The following is a 22,968-nucleotide window of genomic DNA, read 5'->3' on the forward strand; positions in this document are numbered from 1 at the left end:
AGCGCTGGGCCGACGCAAGCGCGGAGCCGCGTTTCGGTGACCGTGCTCAACGGATTTCTCGGATCGGGTAAGACCACCCTCCTGCAAAGCCTGTTGGTGCAGTCGGCGCGAGCGACGCCACGTCCACGCGTGGCGGCCATCGTCAACGAGATGAGCGAACTCGACGTCGACGGGCTGATCGTGGAGGAGACCGAGGTCCTCGACGAGTCGACCCTGTCGGTGATCGTCGGGGGCAGCATCCACGGACCGGAACAGCTCAAGACTCTGCTCGCCGAGACCGACCGCCTGCTGGCTGACCCGCACGTCGACCACCTCTTCATCGAGACGTCTGGCAGCACCCGACCCTGGCCCCTGGTCAAGGCATTGGCCCGGCACCCGAGGACGCGTCTGCACGCGTGGCTCTCGGTCCTCGACGCGGCGATGCTGCGAGACGACCTCGACCATGGGCGTGCGGTGACCACCGGGCTGAGCCGGCACCTCCGAAATGGGACGCAGGGGCTTGAGAGCCTGATCGCCGAGCAGGTCATGTTCGCGTCCGCGGTCTATCTCTCCAAGGCCGACAAACTCAGCCGGGAGGAACTCCAGACGATCGGAACGGCGTTGCACCCCCTCAACCCCTACGTGCCGATCAGCAGCCTCCAGTTCGGCAACCTGCCGCTCGGCGCCGTCATCGACGCACCACCCTACGATCAGCGGCGAGTAGCTGGGCTGGGACGTGAGATCGAGAAGCGGGACCGAGCCTGTCCCGACCATGCCTACATCGCCTCGCTCCTGCTCGACGACCCACGGCCGTTCCATCCCCAGCGGCTCTGGGACACGTACACCACGAAGCTGCCGCAGACGCTGTACCGCAGCAAGGGCACCTTCTGGTTGCCGACCCGTGACGATCAGGTCCTGCTGTGGAACCAGGCCGCAGGCGGGATCAATCTGGAGTTCATGGCCTACTGGAAGGCCGGTGTCCTCGCCCACGACGAAGGCCGGCTCTCCGCCGCGGAGATCGCCCACCTTCAGACGAAGATGGCCGGTAGTCACGCGGTCTTCGGCGACCGGCGCACCCAACTGACACTCCTGGGTGTCGAGGCTGAGACCCGCGCCTTCCTCACCGAGCTCGAAGCATGCCTGTGCACGCCCGACGAGGTCGAGGCATGGCGGGCCGGGCGCCCGTTCGACGACCCCTGGCCGACGCAGTTCGCCTCTCTGGACACGCCCCCCTGACGCTACGCCGCGTCGTCTCCGACTCCTCACAGAACCCCGGCCACGGCCACTACTCGCTACCGCTGGAAAGCCGGCACCCGCTACCTCCGAAGGAAGTAACCACCGATGACCATGGCTTTACCTCGCGTCCTCGATGCACTCGTGATCGGCGCCGGCCCAGCCGGCATCGGCACCGCGCTGGCACTCGGCGCCGTGGAGGGACTCACCTTCGGCGTGATCGAGAAGGGCAGGATCGGTCAGACGTTCCTGGACTGGCCTGAGGCGCAGACCTTTCTGACCCCGTCGTTCACCGGTAACGGTTTCGGCGCGACCGACCTCAACGCCATACATTTCGAGACCTCGCCGGCTTTCAGCCTCGGCACCGACTACCTCTCGGGCCGGCAGTATGCCAAATACCTGACCGCAGTCACGATGCACTTCCGCGTACCCACCATGTTCGGCGCCGAAGTGCAGGCCGTGCAACGGAACGCCGATGAGTTCGAGGTCCACTCGACCCGCGGAATCGTACGGGCACGGACGGTGGTGTGGGCGGGAGGCGAGTTCGGACATCCCCTCTCTCCGGGCATTCCGGGTGCGGCGCGGTGCGTACACTCACGGTCGGCGGCTGCCTGGGTCCGTCGTGATGGTGACGTCGTCGTGATCGGCGGATACGAGTCGGGGATCGATCTCGCGTGCCATCACGTGGAGCAGGGTGCCACCGTGACGGTCGTCGACGGCGAGCATCCCTGGGACGCGCACCAGGGGTCGGATCCCTCGTTCCGCCTCGCCCCGCGTTCTCGGATGCGCCTGAAGCGCGCCCTTGAGACGGGCAGGTTGACACTCGTCGCCGAGCGCGCTGTGAGCGTGGAGGCGGGCGATGCCGGATTCGCCGTGCGGCTCGGCGGCGGCGGCACCTTCTCCACCCCGACGGTGCCGATCGCCGCGACGGGTTTCGGTCCGGGCCTTGGACCGGTGGCGCAACTCTTCGCGACTCGCCCCGACGGGTGGCCGGAGCTGGACACGGACGACCAGTCCACCCTCACGCCCGGCCTGTTCCTCTCCGGACCGGCGATCCGGCACGGTGGGCAGAAGTTCTGCTTCGTGTACAAGTTCCGCCAGCGCTTCGCGCACGTCGCGCGGCTCATCGGCGAACAGGCCGGAAAGGACACCGGTGCGCTGCAGGCCTGGCGGAAGGCCGGGATGCTGACCGAAGACCTGTCGTGCTGCGGGGTGGAGTGCGCGTGCTGACCGCACCCTGGCGGACCGGCACCACCACGCTCGTGCTCTTGGCAGCGATCCTTGGCGGCAGCACGCTCGGAGCGCTCGTATCCGACGCGGGCGCCGCGGTGGGCGACTTCGTCGACCCCATGATCATGCTGCTGGTGGGTTGTCTGTTCTTCACCCTCAGCCTCGACGGGCTGTCGACACTGCGCCGAGCCCCACGCACGGTGCTGCTCGCGCTCGGTATCAACTTCATCGCCGTCCCGCTCGTCGCGTGCGTACTCACCGCGCTCGTCCCGAACGACGCGTTGCGACTTGGAGTGCTCATCTACTGCCTCGCGCCATGTACCGACTGGTTCCTCGGGTTCACGCGCCTCGCCGGAGGTGATACCAGGATCGGTGCCGCCCTGATCCCGGTGCAGATGGTGCTGCAACTCGCGCTGTACCCGGTGTGGCTCGGAATCTTCGCCGACGGCACCGTCGCGCCGGCCCCGGCTGACGTCGGTGACACGCTGCTGACTTGGTTCGTCCTGCCCGCCGTAGCCGGGCTCGGCCTCCGCTTGCTGCTGCGCGCGGTTGCGCCGAAAGGGTGGCGGGGCGTCGTGGTGGCGACCGTCGATCGTGCGATCGCCCTCGTCATCGCCGCAGTAATCATCGGGATCTTTGCCGCGAACATCGCCACGATCCTCACCGACGTCGGCGCTTTCGCCTGGGTTCTGCTCGTCGTCTTTCTCTTCTTCGTCGTCACCTTCGTCGTCGGCGAGAGCGTCACGAACCTGGTCGGCTTGCCCTACCCCGAGCATGCGCTGCTGACGATGACCACCTCGGCCCGCAACGCCCCGCTCATGCTCGCCGTCACCGCCATCGCGCTCCCCGACCAGCCGGTCGTGTACGCAGCGATCATCCTCGGCATGCTCATCGAGTTTCCCCATCTAACCGCGCTGACACACGTGCTCCGCCGGCGCGCAGGCCGTCAGTACCTCGATGCTGCACCTGCCCCCGCGGCAGCCAAAACGTGAGCCCGAGCGGGACTACCTGCGCGCAGCGACTCCGCAGCCGGCCGGTTGACCAAACTCGCGGTCGCGCCAACCGGTTGTCCGCGCTGCTGTGTGGCGTGGGCCTTCGGGGGTGAGTGTGCGCTACGGCCGTGAAGGACGCTCTCCGACCAGAGGAAGCTCGACGTCACAGCCCGAGCCGGGATCGATGGCCGCGTTGGCGGGGTCCTGGATCGCGCTGGTGGCCGGGTTCGGTGGGCTGCGCGACGACCGGGGCGCGCTCGACTTCGATCCGCAGCTGCCGGACGCCGACCCGTTCGGCCGTAGCCACCAACACCGACCGTGGCTGACAGGCTCATGGTCGACGGTGAGTGACAAGTTGATCACGGCAGGGAAGGTAAGCTTGGCGGAGCCTCGCCTGTGAAGGGAGCGCACCGTGTCAAGCAACGCTGAGGCTCTATCTGACTGGTCGCAGCCCGACCAGCACGTCACGGTGGAGGAGCTGGCGCGACAGCAGGGGGTTCGCCCGCTTCGTTCAGCGGATGACTTGATGCAGCCTGGCATGTTCGAATCTGACGAGGAGCTGGACGAGTTCCTCGTCGACCTTTACGCTTTTCGGCGGGCAGGTCTTGTGTGAGCTTCACGCTCGGCGAGCTGACCAAATGGACCGCTATCCGTAGTTGGGGTCCGCAACGGCGCGCGAGCCTCGACGTTTGGCGTCGGCGAATTCTTGTGCTCGGGTTTGACGAACGAGTCACAACGACCTGGGGCCACCTTCAGGCGCACGCTCAGCTTCGGGGTCGTCCTGGGCCGGTCAACGACACCTGATCGCCGCTTGCTGCCTGGTGCAAGGTCTTCCGCTTGGTACCTTCAACACGAAGGACTTCATCGACTTCGCCGAGTACGACGGACTCGAACTCGTTGACGTGTCGTAGCCGTCGCGGTACGTGGGGTGCCGTTAGCGTCCCTGGATGACTGCATCGGCGGACGACTACACCGCGACGTTGCCGCGCAAGCGGATGGGTTCGGGGGTGCTCTTTCAGGATCATGTCGGACGGATCCTGATTGTCGAGCCTACGTACAAGGATTACTGGGAGCTGCCAGGTGGGGTGGTGGAGGCCGACGAGTCGCCGTACGAAGCGGCGGTCCGCGAGCTGGCGGAGGAACTCGGCCTGACCGTCGCTCCCGGCCGGTTGCTGGTCGTCGACTGGGTGCCGCCGCGTACCGGTCGCACCGAAGGCGTCATGTTCGTCTACGACGGCGGGGTCCTGGACGCGGCGAAAACCGACGCGATCCGGCTGCCACCGCAGGAGTTGCGCAGCTGGGCGTGGTCGACCCTGGCCCAGGCACAGCAGCGGCTGTCACCGCTGCTGGCCCGGCGGGCTACCGCCGCCGCCGAGGCAGCCGACGGCGGCGGGACCCGCTATCTCGAAGACGGCAACCGGATCTGCTGAGCCCGAGCCGATCCGGACGGATGCCGGCTTCGATCAGTGCTGTTCAGTGCGGCATGAGGTGCCGGGTGAAGAACCGTACCGTGCTGTCCAGCTCGTGTTCCGGGAGCCGATCGGCGTGCTGGCCCGGGTTGGCGTGCAGCGTCTTCTCGGTCGAGCCGAACGCGTTTCGTCTGCGTGACTCGCGGGTCTACCGCCAGACACCCAACCAGTAGGGGACGAAGGATACCTGAAGAGTTTCTCGGACCTATGGGACTTCTCGGTCGGGTTCCTTGAGCGAATCGGCGGCCAGGAGCTCTTCCCGCCAAGCCTTATACCGCTCGCGTACGGCGGCGATGTGCTGAGGGTTCGCGCCGTAGGCCGCAAATCGGCGATCCGGGTATCGCTCCAGCGTCGCGAAGAGGTCCGCCAGTACTCGGCGATCGAAACCTGCGTCGGCTTGTTCGGCGAGCTCCAACAGACGTTCAGGGCTGTAGCGCCCAGTGGTTACGGCGGCATCGACATCCAAGAAGTCCCGGGGTTCCGCGCGCGTAAACAGCGCGGACATTTTACCTGTCACCACGTCGTCGGGGTGCAGGACCGGGCCTATGTCCATCATGACCGGTGGTAGTGCCCGCCAATTCGCCGCGAGCTCGACCTTGTGCGGCTCCGCAGGCTTGCTTGGATCGATGACGGAGAGCCGGGCGAAGGTCTCGAACTGCTGGATGACCTCCACGAGGTATCCAGATGATCGGTACTCTGCAACGACCGCCTCGACGGCTGTCGCGAAGTCCTCACGACGCTCCCATGCGCTTGGACAGCATAGCCACCAGCCAGGGCGAAGCCATATTTGCCCGCTACCCGTGTCCGATCTTGGCTAAGCGGACGTGTGTCTCCTTCATCGCTATCCGGCCATTGACCCCGGCGGCGTCGCCAACTCTGGCAAGCGCGCCTGCCACAGTGCCCGCAACCGGGCAGGCAACCAGAGGGTCGGCCATAGGCGGTAGAGCGTGTCGCCATGAAGCCATCGGCGTAGATCGGTGGCGGTGGTTGCCTAGTTTAGCACCGTCTGGTACATCAATTGCAAATCGCCGGGGTCGTCAAGGTCGTAGGCGCCGTTACCAGACCAGTCCAGCCAACGGTCGAGCGTCACCATCCCGGAAACTGGACCGCGTAGCTCGGAAAGCGTTGCGGCGACTACGTAGTGCCGCTGATCGACATACCGCGAGCCAGGCGGCGGTCTGCTTGGCGTGCTCATGGCTGCACCTCCTCAGCCTGATCGTACGTCCTATCAAGTGCGGGACGACGCAACCGGCAAGGCGGGCTTGCAGTCAGCGGGGCGGGGAGGAGCGGTTACGCGGAGAGCTGGGACGACTTGAGGGCGGTGGTGAAGGTGGTCCAGGCGGAGGGGGCGAAGGTCAGCGCCGGGCCGGTCGGGTCCTTGCTGTCGCGGGTGGCGACGACTCCCGGCAGGTTGCGGGCGACTTCGACGCACTGGCTGTTCGAGTCGCTGCGGCTGCTCTTGATCCACACGGCGCGGGCGAGGTCCATCGCGCCCCTCCTTCTGGTCTACGCCAAGTCCTTGGCGATCGCGGCGATCAGGTCCCGGGACTTGCCTGGGCTGAGCGCCGCCGCGTGCAGGTGGGTGTAGGTAAGCGTAACCCGATTCATGTCCTCTGGGCGTTCCAGATACACGTCGCCAGCTGGGCTGATCACGTACGCCACCGGGCTGTGCACGTCCTCGTCGAACTCCAGGATCGAGAACGACCCGGTGGTGCCAGGGTGATGGCCCTCGCTGAACGGCAGCACCTGCAGCATGACGTTCGGTCGGGTGCTCGCCTCGGCCAGGTGGTCGAGCTGCCGGCGCATCACCGCGTCGCCACCGGTACGCCGATGTAGCGCAGCCTCGTCCACGACGGCCCAGAACTTCAGCGGCGGGTCCTCGGTAAGGCACGCTTGCCGCGCCATCCGTAGCTCGACCCGCCGGTCCACCTCGCCGGGATCGTCCGGCCACGCCGTGGAGGCGACGGCTCGGGCGTACTCCTCGGTCTGAAGCAGGCCGGGGACGATGGCCAGCTCGAAGTTGCGCACCTCGCGGGCGGCGCCTTCGAGGCCGACGTACATGCTGTAGTTCATCGGGAGATTGCCGTACTTGGACCACCAGCCGCGCTGCTTGCCCTGCTTCTGCAGGTCGAAGATGGTGGCGCGGCGCTCATCGTCGGCGACGCCGTAGCGGTCGAGCATGACGATCAGGTCGCCACGGCCGACGCCGACGTCACCGGCCTCGATCTTGTAGATCTTCGACTCGCTGCAGGCGAGCACCTCGGAGATGGCGAACTGGGTGAAGCCGGCCGCCTCGCGAGCGGTCTTGAGCTGCCTGCCGAGCTGCCATCGGGCGATCGTGGGTCCGCTTGCTCGTGACATGTAGACCTCCTCAGGATCCTCTTCGGATCTGCCGAAAGGCAGTCTCCCTCGCATTGCTACAACTTTCAAGACCTGACTCCACACTGTCGGCAGTCTTGGAGAAAACTTACACTGAAGTCTTGTAGCCGTACGTCAGAGATGTCAATCTGTCTCTGGCTACGAGAGCCGGGCCGGCAGACCCGAAGTCGGCGCACCGCCTCGTCGCCTCGCACATCCCCACCCACCTGGGCGCCGGCCGGCGTCGCGGCAAGGAGGCCGGCCGGCGCCCCGATCTGAAGAGGGGGAAGGTCCTCGTGGAAATCGGTGCGCTGATCGGCGCGGTCCTGCTGGGGTTCCTGGCCGGACTGTTCGCCTTCAAAGTGAAAGTCAGATGGTGTCCGTGGTGCGGCCGGTTGACCTGGCCCGGACCGCCGCCACCGGACGGAAAAGCGCTGTGAACGGGGCGTCCGCGAGCTCATCCGGGCGGCACCGGCCGCCGGTGGTCAGCGTCAACGGCGAGACGTACGAGGGGGACGTCGCGCCGGTGGCGCTGACCGCCGAGCAGGTGACCCGGGTGCGGTTTCGCACCCGCTGGCGTGGTCTCGACCCACGGCACGTCGCCGCGTACGTCGCCCAGGTCGCCGCTGAGCTGCGCCGCCGCGATCAGAGCATCGCCCAACTCGTCGATGAGTTGTCGCTACTCAAGCAGGCGTTACGGGACTGGCAGAGCGACCAGGCCCGGCTGCCGTACGTCGGTGAACTCGACGTCGACCCCGGCACCTGAGCCGGGTGACGTGCTGGCGATCGGAGCTGCCGCCAGCGTCCAGTTCGCCGGTGACCGGGGCTTCCGGTTCCGGGTCACCGCCGTGGACAAGCGCTGGACCTATGTCGGCTGGGTGTGGCTCACCGGCTACGTGCTGGACCGCGACGGCACGGCCGTCGAACGGCGGGAGATCTTCGTGCAACGGGACGGCCTGCGCCACCTGTACCGGCGACAGCGGCGAGCACGGTCCGACTAGCATCAGCCCATGGTGAACCCGGCGGCTGCGGCGACCGTCGGTGTCGTCCTCGGCGTCGACTTCGGAACGTCGCACACCGTCGCGGCGCTGGCCTGGCCGGACGGGCGGGTCCAGCCGCTGCTCTTCGACGGATTCCGGCAGCTGCTGTCGGCGGTGTTCGCGGCACCGGGCACCGGTCTGATCGTCGGCCGCGACGCGCTGCACGCCGCCCGGAGCCGGCCCGACCGGCTGGAACCGCACCCGAAGCGGCGCATCGACCAGGCGACAGTGACGCTCGGGGACACCGAGGTCGACGTCGCCGACCTCATCGCCGCGGTCCTCGGTGCGGTCGCCGCCGAAGCCCGCCGGGCCGCCGGCGGCCTGCCGGCCCGTACCGTCGTCACCCATCCGGCGACCTGGGACGCCCACCGCCGGGAGCGGCTCATGCTCGCCGCGCGCCGCGCGGGCCTGGCAGCCGTGACACCATTGGCGGAGCCGGTGGCCGCCGCCGGCTACTTCCTGACCGACGGTCCGGCGGGCCGCGTCGACGGGACCACCGCGCTGGTCTACGACCTCGGTGCCGGCACCTTCGACGCCTCGGTGGTCCGTCGGATCGGCGGTCGACTGTCCGTCGTCGCGACCCGTGGCCTCGACGACACCGGTGGGCTCGCCATCGACGCCGCCGTGGTGGCGTACCTCGGATCGGTCTACGGCCCGTGTGACCCAGCCGGCTGGCGGCGACTGACGGACCCGGACACCGACGCCGACCGCCGCGCCCACCGGCAACTGTGGGACGACGTACGGGCGGCGAAGGAGTCGCTGTCCCGGCAGCCGTCGACCGTGGTGCCGATTCCGTCGCTGGGCGCCGATGCCCCGCTGGGGCGGATCCAGGTGGAGGAGTTGGCCGGGCCGATCGTCGCCCGGACCGTGGCGGCGACCCGCGCGGTGCTCGCCGACGCCGCCCTGGCACCGACCGACCTGTCGGGGATATTCCTGGTCGGCGGCGGCAGCCGGCTGCCACTGGCGGCCACCGCGCTGCTGCGGGCACTCGGTGTGGCGCCGACGGTGCTGGAGCAACCCGAGATCGTCGTCGCCGAAGGCGCCGCCCGGTCGCGGCGGGCCCGGCGGGCATCGCGTCCGGACGCCTGGCCCCGACGTCGGGTGCTGTCGGTCGCGGCGGCGTCGCTCGTCGTCGGTGCCACGCCGTCGCTGCTCGCCGGCGACCGCCCGGCGGTCGACGGTGCCGTGGCCGATCGCGCCTCGCCGCCCGCGACCACGGCGAAAGCGCCAGCGGAGGCAATCACGGCTGAGGCGAGTCCAGCGGAGGCGGGCCCCGAGCCGGGCGGCCTGCTCTGGCGTCGGCCGCTGCCCGGCATCCGGCACCGGCCCACCGTCGCGGGCGGACGGGTCTTCGTGCTCTGCGACGATGGCGTCTGCTACGCCGTCCGGGCCGTCGACGGCTCGACCGTCTGGTCCCGCAGGGTCGCGCCGGGCATGTTCCGTAACGAGGTCGGCGCACCCACCGTCGTCGGGGACCGGGTCTACGTCGCCAGCCACGACAACCGCCTGCACCTGCTCGACGCCGACACCGGGGCGGTGGTCGCGACGGCCACCAGCCGCAACATCCTGACCTGCGCACCGGCGGTCGACGACCGGTTGGTCTACCTGGCGCAGGAGGGGCTGGAGACGTACGACCCGGCCAGTCTCGCCCCGCGTTGGCGCTTCGAGGTGCCGGCCGCCGCGCGGGATCCGCTGCTCACCGGCGACCTCGCGGTCTTCAGCGCCAACAACGGTCGGGTGTACGCCGCCGACCGGTCAACCGGCCGGCAGCGCTGGCGGTACGCGCCACCGGCCGCCGACCGGCTGTCCCGGCAGCTCGCCGCCACCGACGGTGCGGTGGCCGTCACCGGCTCGGACGGGCGGTGCTACGCCATCGACAGCCGCGACGGTGCCCTGCGGTGGCGTCGCGACGGCACCGGTTCCGAGTTCGCCCCGCCGGCTGCGGCCGACGGTGTCGTGTTCACCGCCTCCTTCGACGGGTACGTCCACGCGCTCGGTGCGGGCGACGGCCGGCCGCGGTGGCGCACCCGGGTCAACGGCTACGTCCTCGGCCGGCTGACCGTCGCCGGGCCGCTGGTGTACGTGTCCACCACCACCGTGGTCACCGCTTTGCGGGTCGCGACCGGTTCGATCGTCTGGTCACACCCGCTGGGCCAGACCAGCGGCGTGCAGGTCGCCGGCTCGGTCGCGTACGTCGGTGGCGCGGCCGGCTGGCTCAGCGCGCTGGCCGCGGCGGTGACCGCCTGAACGTTGACGTGCGTCGTTACCATCGGCGGGTGTCGGACGTACGGCTGGCAGTCGATTTTGGCACCTCCAACACGACGGCGGTGCTCGCCCAGCCCGCCGGGCCGGGCCGACCGCTGCTGTTCGACGGCTCCGAGATGCTGCCATCGGCGGTCTGCGTCGGACCCGGCACCGGGCTGTTCGTCGGACCCGATGCCGGGCTGCTCGTCGGTCGGGACGCCCTGCACGCGGCGCGCAGCAACCCGGCCGGCTTCGAGCCGCACCCGAAACGGCGGGTCGACGACGAGACGGTGCTGCTGCGACACTCCGGGCGTCCGGTCGAGGTGCCGGTCGTCGAGGTGTTCGCGGCGGTGCTGGGCCGGGTGGCCGCAGAGGCGCGTCGGGTCGCCGGCGAGTTGCCCGCCCCGGTCGCGCTGACCTGCCCGGCCGGCTGGGGCACGCCGCGCCGCGGCGTGCTGCTCGCCGCCGCGCGGCGGGCCGGGCTGATCGATCCGTTCCTGGTGGTGGAGCCGGTCGCGGCGGCGGCGTTCTTCGTCGAGGTGGTCGGTGCGCGGCTACCGGTCGGTGGGTACGCCGTGGTGTACGACTTCGGCGCGGGCACGTTCGACGCGACGGTGGTCCGGCGTACGGCTGACGGGTTCGCGGTGCTGGCCACGGGCGGGCTGGCCGAGCTGGGCGGGCTGGATCTCGACGCGGCCATCGTGGACCATCTCCGGCGGATCCACGGCGACCGGACCCAGCCGACGGCCTGGCGGCGGCTGGGCCGGCCGGAGTCGACCGACGACCGGCGCAGCGCCCGGGCGTTCTGGGACGACGTACGCGGCGCGAAGGAGATGCTCACCCGCGCCAGCGCGACTCAGGTGCACGTCCCGCACCTGGATGTCGACCTGCCGCTGACCCGGGACGAGTTCGAGCAGCTGGCCCGGCCGATCGTCGACCGTACGGTGGACTGTGTAGCGGGTGTGCTGCGGACCGCCGGGGTGCCCGCCGACCAGCTGGCCGGGCTGTTCCTGGTGGGCGGATCGAGCCGGGTCCCGCTGGTCGACACGATGCTGCGTGAGCGGCTCGGCGTCATGCCGGTCGCCGTCGACCAACCGGAGCTGGTCGTAGCTCTGGGCGCGTCACTGACGACCGGACCCGCTGGACCCACCGGACCCACCGGACCCGCTGGACCCACCGGACCCACCGGGTCTGACGCCACGCCGATCAGGGCGGTCGCGGTGGAGCCCACGGCGGTCGACCTCGACGGTCGCGCCCCGGCGCGTCGGTGGCGGCCGTCGGTAGCGGTGTTCGCTGCCACCCTCACGCTGATCCTGGCGGCCTCGATCGGCACGGCGTGGGCGGTGCTGGCCGACCGCGAGCCGCCGGGACCGGACGCGGGGGCGGCGGGTCCCGCGTCGTCGCTGCTGCCGGTCATCGACACCGGGTACGCCACCGTGCACGCGATCGCCTTCGGCCCGGACGGGCGCAGCGTCGCCACCGCCGGCGGCAACGACCACAACGCCCGGATCTGGGACGCTGTCACCGGTGAGCTGGGCGTCGTCCTGTCGGGTAGCTCGGTGGTCAGCGCCGTGGCGTTCAGCCCGGACGGCACGCTGCTCGCCACCGACAGCACCATCTGGACGGTGGACACGGCGAGCCAGGCGCACAGCCTGGACAGCAGCCACTACTGGGTGTCGTTCAACCGCGACGGCACTCTGCTGGCGGTCGCCGGGGGATACTCGGTCAACGAAGGCGTCCGGCTGTTCGACCCGGCGACCGGTGAGCTGGTCCGTTCGCTCAGCGAGGAGTACGCCAGCGGTGTCGCGTTCAGCCCGGACGGCACCCGGGTGGCGGCGGCCGCGGGATACAAGGGAACCCTCGTGCTGCTGGACGTGGCGACCGGCGACCCGGTGCAGGCGTACACCGGGGGTGGTGGCATCCCCGCGTTCAGCCCGGACGGCCGGTTCGTCGCCTCCAGCGGCGAGGCGGCCGTCGGTCTGTGGGAGGTCGACACCGCCCGGCCGGTGCGGTCGTTCGAGACCGGCGGCGGTGAGGGCCATCCGGTGTTCAGCCCGGACGGCCGGCTGCTGGCGGCGGCCGGTGCCGACCTCGTCGTACGGCTGTGGAACGTCGACACCGCAACGCTGGTCAGCGAGTTCCCGGGGCACACCGACGACGTGACCGGGCTGGCCTTCAGCCCGGACGGCCGGTACCTGGCGTCGGGCGGCGCCGATCACACCGTCCGGCTCTGGTCGGTGCCGGTGGCGTGAAGCCGGCGCCTCGGACCGGGCCTCAAGAGGCGCCGTCCGCCCCTTCTCGACGCGGTACGAGCAGGGCGAGCCGGGCGGACTGCGGCGTCCAGGTCCGCGCCACCTCGAAGCGTTCGCGGAGGTAGGCCATCTTGTCGCTGGGGATGGCGAGCGGGTCGGCCGGCGTGCCGTACGAACCGGTGGCCAGACCGACCAGCCAGATCCGGGGCACGTCGTCCAGTTTGCCGGCGTCGGCGTCGAACTCCAGCGACTTCAACGTGTAGTTCCGCGCGGCGGGCACGTCCAGCAGCACGTCCGGCGGTCGTGGCCGGCCGTCGGCCGGCCAGTCCAGGGTGTCCAGATAATGGGTGAGGGTCGGCCGCATCGACCACTCGAAGTCGTTGGCGTAGACGAGGACGTCACCCGGCGCCGCGTGGTGGTGGATGAGCCAGGCCATCGCCCGGGTGTCCGGCGACCTGCGCTCGGAACGCACCGACTCGTGCGCGGGCAGTGCGACGAGCACGAGGATCGCCGCGACCGCGCCGCTCATCGCCACCCGGCGCGACGTCGCCGACCGGACCGAGACGGCACCGGGCGAGGCGGTGGCACCCGGCGAGGCGGTGGCACCCGGCGAGGCGGCGGCACCCAGCGAAGCGGCGGCACCCAGTGAGGTCGCGGTCGCCGCGGCCAGCACCGCCAGCGGCGCGATCAGGAAGTGACCGTAGCGGGGCACCCAGACCGGCGCGACGAACGACACCGCCAACGCGGCGACGGCCGGCACCGCCGCCAGCGTCACCATCTCCAGGTACTGGCGCCAGGGCAGGGCGAGGACGGCGGCCAGCGCCAGCCCCAACAGCAGATAGCCGGCCGGCTGGCTGAAGGCGATGTCGCCCGGGATGGCCGCGGCGCTGCTCACCGTCGGCTCCGGGACCCAGTGGAGTTGGCGTTCCCGTTGACCGGTGCCGGCCAGGATCAGCGGGGCCAGGACGGCGAGCGCGCCCGCGCCGAGCACGACGCCGCGCCACAGCCCGGGAGTGCGGTCGGTCCGCCAGGCGACCAGCCAGATCACCGCGTGGGCCGCCAGCACCGCGAGCGCGACCAGATGGAAGCCTCCGGTCAGCACCAGGCAGGCCGCGTAGCCCGCCCACCGCCACCAGGTGGGTGTCCGGACCGCGGCGAGCAGCAGCAGCGACGACAGCGTCGCGAACAGGAAGGCCAGCGCGTAGGGGCGGGCCGTGTTGGCGTGCAGGGTCAGGCTCGGTACGGCCACGCACACGACGCCGGCCACGACGCCGGTGGCGAATCCGTTGACCCGGCGTCCGATCTCGGCCACCACCCCGACACCGAGCGACATCGCCAGCAGCGACGGCAGCCGGAGCACCCAGTCGGCCGAGCCGAGCACGGCGATGATCCCGTGCAGCATCAGGTAGTAGGGCGTGATGACGGCGTCCACGTGCCCTGCCAGGCGCAGGATCTGGCTGACCGAGCGGGTGGCGACCGACAGAGTCGCCCCCTCGTCGAAGTTGAGCGGGGTGCGCGTGTGGGACGAGCCGGCCACGGCGAACATGGCGAGGAAACCGACGGCGAAGGGCACGTACGGTTTAGCTTTGGCGATCAACAAGGCTCCAACTTTTGCAGCAGCGCCCGCAGCGCCGGCTCGTCCAGCGGCCTGGACAATCCGAAACCCTGGCCGAACTCGCAGCCCATGGCGGTCAACTCGGCCCGCTGGCCGTCGTTTTCGATGCCTTCGGCGACCGTGCTCAGCTGCAGTCCGTGGCTCATCGCCATGATCGCCTGCACCACCGGCAGGCAGGCCGGGTCGTCGCCGCCGATGCGGGCCACGAACATCTTGTCGATTTTGAGCTCGTCTATCGGGTAGCGGTGCAGGTGTCCCAGCGAACTGAACCCGGTGCCGAAGTCGTCCAGCGCGATCCGCACACCGAGCTGGCGCAGCGTGGACAGCTGCGACTCGATCGCCTCGTGCTCGGCGGCCAGCACGCTTTCGGTGATCTCCAGCGTCAGCGTCGCCGGGGGCAGGCCGGAGCGGTCCAGCGCGGCCAGTACGTCCGCGACCACGTCCCCGAGGACGAACTGACGGACGCTGACGTTCACGTTGATCTGCAACGGCTGGCCGGTGAGCCGCTGCCAGGCTGCGCCCCTGGTGCAGGCGGTGGTCAGGATCCACCGTCCGAGCGGGACGATCAGTCCGCTGCCTTCCGCCATCGGGATGAACTGGTCCGGCCGGATCATGCCCCGGCTCGGATGCCGCCACCGCACCAGCGCCTCGACGCCCCGTACCTCGCCGGTGACCAGCAGATGGATCGGTTGGTAGGTCAGCATGAACTCGCGACGCGACAGCGCGTCCTGGGCGTCGACCTGCAGCCGCATCCGTTCCACCGCGTGCCGGTGCAGCTCGTCGCGGTAGCGCACCCGGCGGGCCTTCCCACCGCCCTTGGCGAACTGCAGCGCGATGTCGGCCTCGCGTAGCAGCCGGTCGGTGTCCGCGCCGGCACCGGCGGTGCTGACCGCCAGACCCACCCGGGCCGAGACGAAGCGGAGGTTTCCGGCGACCTCGATCGGCTCCTCGAACGGGGCGAGGAGCTCATCGGCGGTGCGCTCGGCGTCCCGGGTCCGGGCCCGGTCGCCGACCAGCAGCACCGCGAACTCGTCCGCACCGAGGCTCGCCAGCAGGTCGCCCGGTGCCAGCCGCTGCCGCAGCAGGCCGGCCACGTGAATCAGCAGCGCGTCGCCGGCGATGTGCCCGAGGGTGTCGTTGACCGCCTTGAACGCGTCGAGGTCCAGCAGGATGAGCGCGACGTCGGTGGTGCCGAGCGCGGCCGTCAACCGTTCCCGCAGCAGCGCCCGGTTCGGCAGGTCGGTGAGCGGGTCGTGGTATGCCTGGTGACGCAGCCGTTCGGTGAGCCGGACCCGATCCGTCACGTCACGCACCGCGAACAACAGCCCGTTGACGTGCGGGTCGGCCATCAGGTTCTGGGCGCTGATCTCCACCGTGGCGTGCCGGCCGCCACCCGGGATCGGCACCCGGCACTGCACCGTGGCCGCACCACCGGCGTCGGTGAGCAGACTGGTCACCCAGACCGCGACGGCGGGCCGGTCCTCCTCCGCGACCCAGGACAGCAGCCGGTTGTCGGGCAGCCCGTCACGCAGTCCGAAGACGTTGGCGATCGCCGGGGACACGTAGCTGGCCGTGGTGTCCGCATCGGCGATGACGATCACATCCCGAGACGAGCGGACCACCGCTTCGAACCGGGCAGCGGTGCCCGCCTCGTACCGCTGCACCGAGATCAGCACCAGGCGCAGCGCGAGCGCCGTGGACAGCAGGCCCGGCCCGTACTGCCCCAACCGGACGTCGCCCAACGACCCGCCGGCGGCGAGCACCCCGGCGCTCATCGTGGTGAGGGTCATCAGCACCGACAGCACCGTGGTGGGCAACCGGCCGTAGAACGAGCGGAAGGACGTCCCCACGAACAGCACTCCACCGGCGGGCAGCGCGCCGATCGCCCAGATCACCACGCCGACCGCGAGTGCGGCGAGCGCGTCGGTGGCGACCGACGTCCGCTGCGTCCGGTACAGCCGCACCGTCCGGATCACCAGAACGGCGACCGCGACCAGCACCGGCCAGGACCGGCCCCGGGGTACGACCGGCGCGAGCGCCCACTGGATGACCACCATCCCGAGGCTCACCATCAGAAACACCAGGAAGGCCCGGCGTACCACCGGAAGGAGCGGCTGATCGCCGCCGACCTTCGCCCAGGTGCGCAGGGCGGCCAGCCACCGTCCCCGCCGGGTGTCCATCGCGCCCGACAAATTCGTCATCCACCGTCCTCCGCGGACGATCGTGCCCGCGTACCGGCTTCGCGTCGAGGGACCATACGGCCAGAGTATGGCCGACACTTCGACCGACGCCGAAGACACTCCGGCCGGACCACGTCCCTCATGGACGACGCGGTCGCCGCCCGGCACCCAGCGCACGCAGGGCGTTGAGGATGACCGCGACGTCGATGGCCTCCTGAACGACCGCGCCGGCCACGGGTGCCAGCAGCCCGAACGCGGCCAGGCCCATCGCCACCACCGCCAGCCCCATCCCGACCGACGCGCTCTGCACCGCGATCCGCCGCGACCGATGGGCGATCTCGACCGCGTCGGCGAGGCGGTCCAGCCGGTCCACGGTCAGTACCGCGTCCGCCACCCCTGCCGACGCGGTCGTTCCACCCGCTCCGAGCGCCACCCCCACGTGCGCCGCGGCCAGCGCCGGGGCGTCGTTCACCCCGTCGCCGACCATCACCGTCACCGCCCGGGCCGACTCCTCGCGTACCCGTGCGGTCTTCTCCTGCGGTGAGCAGCGGGCCACGACATCGTCGACCCCGACCTGCGCGGCGACATCCTCGGCGATCTCCCGCCGGTCGCCGGTCACCATGATCAGTCTGCTGAAGCCGGCCTGCCGCAGCCGCCGTACCGTGCCGGCGGCGTCCGGCCGCACCGGGTCACGCAGCATGATCGCCCCGGCCAGGGTGTCGTCGACGCTCACCCACACCGCCGACAGCCCGGCCGACTCGGCCTGCTCGCGCTGTCGGGCAGCCCAGTCCGGCACCGACCCGTCCAGCTGGCCGACCCGTACGACGTGGCCGTCGACCTGGCCACGCACGCCCCGGCCAGGTTCCTCGCGTACGTCTGCCGGACTACCGAGCCGCAGGCCACGCCCGTGCGCCGCCCGTACGATCGCTTCGGCCAGCACGTGCGGGGACAGTTGCTCCACCGAGGCGGCGAGCCGCAGCACCTCGGCCTGGTCGCGGCCGTCGGCGGCGATGACCTCGGCGGCCTGCGAGCGCCCGGTGGTCAGCGTGCCGGTCTTGTCGACCAGCAGGGTACGGGCCCGACCGAGTTGTTCCAGCGATCCGCCGTCGCGGATCAGCACGCCCCGGCGGGCCGCCCGGGACAGCCCGGCGACGATGGCGATCGGGGTAGCCAGCAGCAGCGGGCACGGGGTGGCTACCACCAGCACGGCGACCGCGCGGACGAACTCACCCGAGACGATCCAGCCGATGCCGGCCAGCACCAGCGTGAACGGTACGAAAGCGGCGGCGTACCGGTCGGCGAGACGCACCGTCGGGGCCTTGCCGGCGCTGGCCTCGGCGGCCAGCTGGACGATCCCGGCGTACGTGCTCTGCCGTGCCGGCGCGGTGGCCCGCAGCCCGAAACCGGTGCCGGCGTTGACCACGCCGCTGGCGATCCGTTCACCGGCCGCCCGTTGCGCCGGTTGCGACTCGCCGGTCACCACCGACTCGTCGAGGGTGGCGGCGTCCTCGACGGTCCCGTCGACCGGCACCACCTCACCCGGGCCGACGACGAGCCGGTCCCCGGCGGCGACGTCGTCGGCGTCGACGAGTTCGATCGAGTCGTCGGCACCACGTCGCCGGGCGGTCCGGGGCGCGTGTGCGACCAGGGCATGCAGGTCCCGGGTGGCCCGTCGCTGCGCGTACCTCTCCAAGGTCTGGCCGGTGGCCAGCATCACCGCGACGATCGCCCCGGCCAGGTATTCGGCGGCGATCAGCGCGGTGACCAGCGCGAGTACGGCGATCACGTCGACGCCGACGCGGCCGCCCCGCAGCCCTCGGACCGTCGTGCGCAGGGCCGGCGCCAGCGCCGCCACCGTCGCGACGGCCCACAGCAGGTTCGCCGCGGTACGGGCCCCGGCCAGCCACGGCACCCCGCCGGCGAACACCACTGCGGTCAGCCCGACCAGCGGTATCCAGTCGCGCCAACGCGTCCACCAGGTCTGCCGCCGTGGGTCGCCCATCGTCACCGTCCACGTCCGTGCGAGTCGCCGTCGACGTGCTCAACGACCGACGCGGGCGTGGCACCTATCCCTGAATCACCCGGCGAGACGCGTGCACCAGTACATCTGTCAACCCTCCTGTGCTGAATCCGGCCCGGACGCCCGGGCGACGAGCGCGATCCGGACCCACTGCGTCGAGCGTCCTGCCCGACGGCACCAACTCCTGAAGATCAGGATGGCGACCCGGACCGGTGGACGGGGGCGGTTCCGTACAACTCCGAACATCGGCGTACGTCGACTAGCATCGGCCGTGGAAGCGGGCGCCGGGATGGAGCTCGCCGCACGGGGACGTCTGGCCGGTGAGGATCGCGATGACACACGGCGCGGTGGCTAACGGCGCGAGCGACCGGACGACCAGCCGGTTCCTGCTCGACGTCGCGGCGGCGAGCACGCTCGACGAGCTTGCCAGGCTGCTGCGCGCGTTGCGCCGCAGACACGCCCGTAGTCTCGGGCACCGGGTGCTGTCCTACCGGGTGCTGGCGGCGGAGGCCGGCTGGTCGCACACGGCGGTCGCGGAGTACTTCGCCGGCAAGACCTTGCCGCCGACCGATCGGTTCGACGTCCTGGTCGGTCTGCTCGGCGCCAGCCCGATCGAACGGGGCGCGCTGGCCAGCGCGCGGGACCGGGTCGACGAACGGCGCCGCGCCGGCCCGTCAACCGGTGCGGCGGGCCCGACCGGCGTGACGGGCGTGACCGGCATGACGGGCGTGACCGATGCGGCGGGCGGCGTGGCGGGTGCGACCAGCGTGGGGAGCGCGGGGAGCACCGCCGGCGCGGCCGGGCCGCCCACGCCGGCGGGGCACCCGCCGGCCCAGGACACCGGGCCGGTCGTACCCCGACAGCTGCCGCCAGCGGTCAACTACTTCACCGGCCGGCGCCCGGAACTGGCCCGGCTGGCTGACCTGGCCGGCGCTGCGGCCGACGGCGATCCGGCTGCCGCCGCACGCCACCGCGGGCCGGCCCTGGCCGGTGTCGTGCGGATCGTCGCGGTCAGCGGGACCGCCGGCGTGGGCAAGACCCATCCCGAAATGTGGCATACTTTTTTCGTCGCTTACAGCCCAGTTTGACCGGGTAGCCGCGCTCGGTGGCCGGTCAATGCCGGCGACCGTGGACCCGGCCGCTGTCGCTGCCGGTGGGTTTGTCGTGCCGGCTGCGGTGCGCGCCTCCGTTGGGGAGGTGGCCCGATGAGTTGGTCGCAGCCTTCAGAAGGTCAACCTACGTCGTCGGGCCGCCGTACCGCCGCCGAGTCAGGTCATCCCGCCTGGTGTGACCGTTCCCGGTGTACCGCCGACCCGGCGAGCCAGGTCGACGGGTACCGATCCGGTGTCGGCGGCGAGCACCGGTCTGTGTCGATCCGTCTCGATCTGACCACCGCGATAGCCCTCGCACCGCAGATCGGGGAGGCGTATCTGACGCAGACGGTTGCCCCGTGGCCGTGCGATACCTATCTCCACGTCCAGCACGGTGACAGCGATATCGCGATGGCGGTGCGGGACGCGTCGCGGCTGTTGTCCGCGCTGCGGCTGCTCACGACCGAGGCCGAGGCCGAGAGTGGGTGGTCGTGGTGAGGAGCCGTACGGATCGGGTCTTGACGGCCGTGACTGTGGTGTGCGTTGCGGGGCTGGCCGTCGTCGCGGGGACGATCTCGTTCGCGCACATGCACGAGCTGGCGACCGAGCACGACCAGCACGGGTGGAAGGCGTTCGCGTTCCCGATCAGCGTCGATGGCCTGGAGATCGTCGCCGCGTTGTACATGGTGGTGCAGCGTCGGGCGGGGCGGCGGACGGGGTGGTTGCCGTGGATCGCGTTGGTGGTCGGCACCGCCGCGAGCCTGGCCGCGAACATCGCGGTCGGCGGTGACAGCGTGATCGGCAAGATCCTGGCGGGCTGGCCGGCGCTGTCGATGCTCGTCTCGGTCAAGCTGCTGTTCAGCATGATCGACCACGGCGAGGACGATCACCGGACCGACCCGGACGATCAGCGGACGTCCGCAGATCGTCCGCTCCTCCCTGAGGCGGTCCCCCAGACCGGACCAGACAGTGGACCGCCGTCCGAGCCGGCGGCGGACGGGCGGACCGGTCACCTCGGCCCGTCCGCGACCAGCGGGACCGGCCGGAGTATCGGGCTCGCCTCGGGGCGGTCGAGCGGACCGGCTACCGCACCTGTGCCGGTCGACGTCCAGCCAGTGGCGCACCTGCTCCCGGCCGCGAGGGCCGCCGTCCGCGAGGCACTGGCGTCCACGGGACGTCCACCGTCGCGGGACAGGTTGGCCGGCGCACTGCGTGATGACGGGCATGGCGTGTCCAACGAGCGCGCCTCGCTCCTTCTCAAGATCCTCAGGGCAGAGCAAGACGTAGCCACAATCGGCGCGGGGTTTGCCCCGCCCTGTCCGGAAGAACTGGACCCACTGTCAGAGGTGGTGGCCTAGCCCTCAACCGTGAGACATCTAAAATGTGGGGCGCCCCGACCGGGACGCCCCCACTTGTCTCGATGCCCTTGCGATTGCAAGATGACTGTCGGTAACGGTTCCCGAAAAGCAAGCAGCGACCCCTACGTGATGGGGATTCGTCCGTCCTGTTGTCTCATCTGGCCACGGCGCGCACCTTGTGGTCCAGGTCGTAAGTCCTTCGGGGGTTACGCGGCCAGGGCGTGTGCGGCAGGCTGGTGATCGCAGACGGCGTGTTGCTGGGGACCTACCGCCGGACGACGCGGGGCCAGGCTGGGGGATGGTCGTGCCGGCTTCCGGGAGCCGTTCAGGTCCTTTTAGGTTGGCCCGCCGCGCCTGGGCAGTTACCGTGGCCGCGTGTCTTTGAACATCGATTCGACCAGGGCACTCTTGCGCCCCAGCGAACTCTGGGCTCTGGTTACCGCTGTCCGGGATGCGGATGGCCATGAGGAGCACCGGTGGATTGAGTGGAAGTCGACGCTCGACCTTCGCACGGCGAAGGGCCTAGCCCACATCGCCAAGGCTGTTGTCGGCTTCGCCAACCGGCAGCCGTCGGCCGCTGCACGGCACGCCGACGGGTACGGCTACCTACTCGTCGGTGTAGCACCGGGCGCGGTCGCCGGTGTACAACCGTTGGATCCGGAGATTCTGGTCGGTCAGGTCCGCGCCGCCGTCGGGGACGCTGTGCGGTGGACACCCGAATACGTACGCGTCAACGACAGGGAAGTCCTCGTGGTCATCATCGACCCACCCAAGCCAGGAGATCCGATTCACTGCCTTCGCAAACAAGTGGATCGGTACCAGCCTGGTACGATTTTCGTTCGGCATACGGGCAGGACTGACCAGGCGACACCTTCCGATATCGACATGTTGCAGTCACGTGTGCTCGCGCGGTCGGAGACGCTTCGGCTGGTGGTCACAGCCGAGCCCAGCGCTCTTGAGGCCATGCCGGACATCGGCGCCGCCGTTGCGCGTTGGACTACGCGTCGGCGCACCGTTCTCCGGGCTTCTCGCTTCGAGCTGCCCGCAGGTGTGCTTCCGGGATCTCTGGAAGCGAAGATCGCCAAGACTGAGCTACTATCGCGGGTTGGCTTGTCGGGGCTCCGGGCGACGCCGGACACCCGAACCGAGGAACAGTACTACGAGCAGATCGAGAAATACCTGACAGTGGCACAGGCCAGCCTGGTCAATCGAGGTCAGTGGTACTTCTACCGGCACGAGCCGGCTCAGCTACGCGTTCACGTCAGCAACCCTGCTGACATTGGCGTCAAAGCGATCCGCCTTCGCATACACATCCCCGGGAATGTCAATGCCGTGCCCGATGGCATTCGACACCTCGTCGAAGGGGGCCGGCCGACGTTACCGGAGGTTCCCCCACCCCTCGGCACTCCACTCGACCCTGTGGAAAACTTGATCAGGGCTTCCGAGTATAGGCGGTGGATTCCCGTTGATTCCCTGTCTGCGCGATCGTCCGATTCGGGACTTCGCCCGGCCTTCATCGTCGCGGACAGCGGTTCGGTCACCATCGACTACCGCGACTTCGACCTCCGTCCCGGCGAACACCTGGCCTTGGCTCCGGTCCCGCTATGGGCTCGCGAAAAGGCCGGCACCAGTGTCACGGCAACATGGCGGGCAACCGGCGACGGCATCCGCGGACTTCTGTCCGGCGAGATCAATCTGGTCCACACGGCGAGCACCCTCGATCTCGAAACGCTAGATAGCGAGGATGACCGGAAATAATCGCCACGCCAGCGTGTAAAGCGCCGGGTCGAGACCCGGCCGAGACCAGACGGCGCCTGCTTGGTACCGTTGCCAGTCTCCTGCCACGTAGCTAGAAGGAGCTGGCTCAGGGCACGCAGATGGATACAGCGCACTGGCAGTGGTCGACG

20 protein-coding genes and 2 pseudogenes are annotated in these 22,968 nt (G+C 70.2%); 14 read left to right on the top strand and 8 right to left on the bottom strand.

The annotated features are described in order from the left end of the window. Positions 1-42: 42 nt before the first annotated feature. The 6 genes from ACN27F_RS28765 (at position 43) to ACN27F_RS28790 (ending at position 4,864) form a co-directional block, all read left to right on the top strand. Positions 43-1,215, top strand: a complete 1,173-nt coding sequence (locus ACN27F_RS28765) for a CobW family GTP-binding protein (protein WP_421440510.1) — start codon at positions 43-45, stop codon at positions 1,213-1,215. 141 nt (positions 1,216-1,356) lie between these two features. After that, positions 1,357-2,442: an NAD(P)/FAD-dependent oxidoreductase gene (locus tag ACN27F_RS28770; RefSeq protein WP_421438614.1), complete on the top strand. Its 1,086-nt coding sequence runs from the start codon at positions 1,357-1,359 to the stop codon at positions 2,440-2,442. Continuing rightward, positions 2,436-3,434 (top strand): arsenic resistance protein, encoded by a 999-nt coding sequence (locus ACN27F_RS28775; protein ID WP_421438615.1) that lies wholly within the window; start codon positions 2,436-2,438, stop codon positions 3,432-3,434. The genes ACN27F_RS28770 and ACN27F_RS28775 overlap by 7 nt, the downstream gene beginning before the upstream one ends. A gap of 184 nt (positions 3,435-3,618) precedes the next feature. Then, positions 3,619-3,834: a hypothetical protein gene (locus ACN27F_RS28780; RefSeq protein WP_421440619.1), complete on the top strand. Its 216-nt coding sequence runs from the start codon at positions 3,619-3,621 to the stop codon at positions 3,832-3,834. Positions 3,835-3,846: 12 nt separating this feature from the next. Further along, positions 3,847-4,047 carry a hypothetical protein gene (locus tag ACN27F_RS28785; RefSeq protein WP_421438616.1) on the top strand — a complete coding sequence of 67 codons (201 nt, stop codon included), beginning with the start codon at positions 3,847-3,849 and terminating at the stop codon, positions 4,045-4,047. Positions 4,048-4,381: 334 nt separating this feature from the next. Further along, positions 4,382-4,864 (top strand): NUDIX domain-containing protein, encoded by a 483-nt coding sequence (locus tag ACN27F_RS28790; protein WP_421438617.1) that lies wholly within the window; start codon positions 4,382-4,384, stop codon positions 4,862-4,864. 43 nt (positions 4,865-4,907) lie between these two features. Here the strand turns inward: ACN27F_RS28790 and ACN27F_RS28795 are convergent. The 5 genes and pseudogenes from ACN27F_RS28795 to ACN27F_RS28815 form a co-directional block, all read right to left on the bottom strand. Continuing rightward, positions 4,908-5,030 (bottom strand): annotated as a pseudogene (locus ACN27F_RS28795) (alpha/beta hydrolase); the annotation flags it as partial. 78 nt (positions 5,031-5,108) lie between these two features. Beyond that, positions 5,109-5,742 (bottom strand): annotated as a pseudogene (locus ACN27F_RS28800) (nucleotidyl transferase AbiEii/AbiGii toxin family protein). 152 nt (positions 5,743-5,894) lie between these two features. Then, a complete protein-coding gene (locus ACN27F_RS28805; protein WP_421438618.1) occupies positions 5,895-6,098 on the bottom strand; it encodes a hypothetical protein in 204 nt (67 codons plus the stop codon). A gap of 95 nt (positions 6,099-6,193) precedes the next feature. Next, positions 6,194-6,391, bottom strand: a complete 198-nt coding sequence (locus tag ACN27F_RS28810; protein ID WP_282228434.1) for a DUF397 domain-containing protein — start codon at positions 6,389-6,391, stop codon at positions 6,194-6,196. 18 nt (positions 6,392-6,409) lie between these two features. Next, positions 6,410-7,264 (bottom strand): helix-turn-helix domain-containing protein, encoded by an 855-nt coding sequence (locus ACN27F_RS28815; protein WP_421438619.1) that lies wholly within the window; start codon positions 7,262-7,264, stop codon positions 6,410-6,412. A 433-nt stretch (positions 7,265-7,697) separates the two neighbouring features. Here ACN27F_RS28815 and ACN27F_RS28820 point away from each other — a divergent pair, with 433 nt between their 5' ends. The 4 genes from ACN27F_RS28820 to ACN27F_RS28835 are packed head-to-tail and all read left to right on the top strand — an operon-like array spanning position 7,698 to position 12,797. Continuing rightward, a complete protein-coding gene (locus tag ACN27F_RS28820; RefSeq protein WP_421438620.1) occupies positions 7,698-8,027 on the top strand; it encodes a DivIVA domain-containing protein in 330 nt (109 codons plus the stop codon). Next, on the top strand, positions 7,999-8,262 hold the full coding sequence (locus ACN27F_RS28825) for a hypothetical protein (RefSeq protein ID WP_421438621.1): 264 nt from the start codon (positions 7,999-8,001) through the stop codon (positions 8,260-8,262). The genes ACN27F_RS28820 and ACN27F_RS28825 overlap by 29 nt, the downstream gene beginning before the upstream one ends. Positions 8,263-8,271: 9 nt before the next feature. After that, on the top strand, positions 8,272-10,548 hold the full coding sequence (locus tag ACN27F_RS28830; protein ID WP_421438622.1) for a PQQ-binding-like beta-propeller repeat protein: 2,277 nt from the start codon (positions 8,272-8,274) through the stop codon (positions 10,546-10,548). A 29-nt stretch (positions 10,549-10,577) separates the two neighbouring features. Continuing rightward, positions 10,578-12,797 carry an Hsp70 family protein gene (locus tag ACN27F_RS28835; protein WP_421438623.1) on the top strand — a complete coding sequence of 740 codons (2,220 nt, stop codon included), beginning with the start codon at positions 10,578-10,580 and terminating at the stop codon, positions 12,795-12,797. Positions 12,798-12,819: 22 nt separating this feature from the next. Here the strand turns inward: ACN27F_RS28835 and ACN27F_RS28840 are convergent, their stop codons facing one another. The 3 genes from ACN27F_RS28840 to ACN27F_RS28850 all read right to left on the bottom strand — a co-directional run bounded on the left by ACN27F_RS28840 (position 12,820) and on the right by ACN27F_RS28850 (position 18,594). After that, on the bottom strand, positions 12,820-14,394 hold the full coding sequence (locus tag ACN27F_RS28840; protein ID WP_421438624.1) for a hypothetical protein: 1,575 nt from the start codon (positions 14,392-14,394) through the stop codon (positions 12,820-12,822). Beyond that, positions 14,391-16,613 carry a putative bifunctional diguanylate cyclase/phosphodiesterase gene (locus ACN27F_RS28845; protein WP_421438625.1) on the bottom strand — a complete coding sequence of 741 codons (2,223 nt, stop codon included), beginning with the start codon at positions 16,611-16,613 and terminating at the stop codon, positions 14,391-14,393. Before ACN27F_RS28845 ends, ACN27F_RS28840 begins: the two co-directional genes overlap by 4 nt. Before the next feature lie 118 nt (positions 16,614-16,731). Next, complete coding sequence (locus ACN27F_RS28850) at positions 16,732-18,594, bottom strand: heavy metal translocating P-type ATPase (protein ID WP_421438626.1); 1,863 nt, start codon at positions 18,592-18,594, stop codon at positions 16,732-16,734. A 350-nt stretch (positions 18,595-18,944) separates the two neighbouring features. Between ACN27F_RS28850 and ACN27F_RS28855 the strand changes: the two genes are divergently transcribed. From ACN27F_RS28855 to ACN27F_RS28870, 4 genes are all read left to right on the top strand, one after another. Next, positions 18,945-19,700 carry a helix-turn-helix domain-containing protein gene (locus ACN27F_RS28855; protein WP_421438627.1) on the top strand — a complete coding sequence of 252 codons (756 nt, stop codon included), beginning with the start codon at positions 18,945-18,947 and terminating at the stop codon, positions 19,698-19,700. 279 nt (positions 19,701-19,979) lie between these two features. Beyond that, positions 19,980-20,201, top strand: a complete 222-nt coding sequence (locus ACN27F_RS28860; RefSeq protein WP_421438628.1) for a hypothetical protein — start codon at positions 19,980-19,982, stop codon at positions 20,199-20,201. Positions 20,202-20,230: 29 nt separating this feature from the next. Next, positions 20,231-21,061, top strand: coding sequence for a DUF2637 domain-containing protein (locus ACN27F_RS28865; RefSeq protein WP_421440512.1), 831 nt, complete (start codon positions 20,231-20,233; stop codon positions 21,059-21,061). A gap of 375 nt (positions 21,062-21,436) precedes the next feature. Beyond that, positions 21,437-22,819 (top strand): helix-turn-helix domain-containing protein, encoded by a 1,383-nt coding sequence (locus ACN27F_RS28870; RefSeq protein WP_421438629.1) that lies wholly within the window; start codon positions 21,437-21,439, stop codon positions 22,817-22,819. The last annotated feature ends 149 nt before the right edge of the window (positions 22,820-22,968 follow it).

Origin of the sequence: Solwaraspora sp. WMMB335, assembly GCF_049179075.1 — a bacterium.
Lineage (GTDB): Bacteria > Actinomycetota > Actinomycetes > Mycobacteriales > Micromonosporaceae > Micromonospora_E.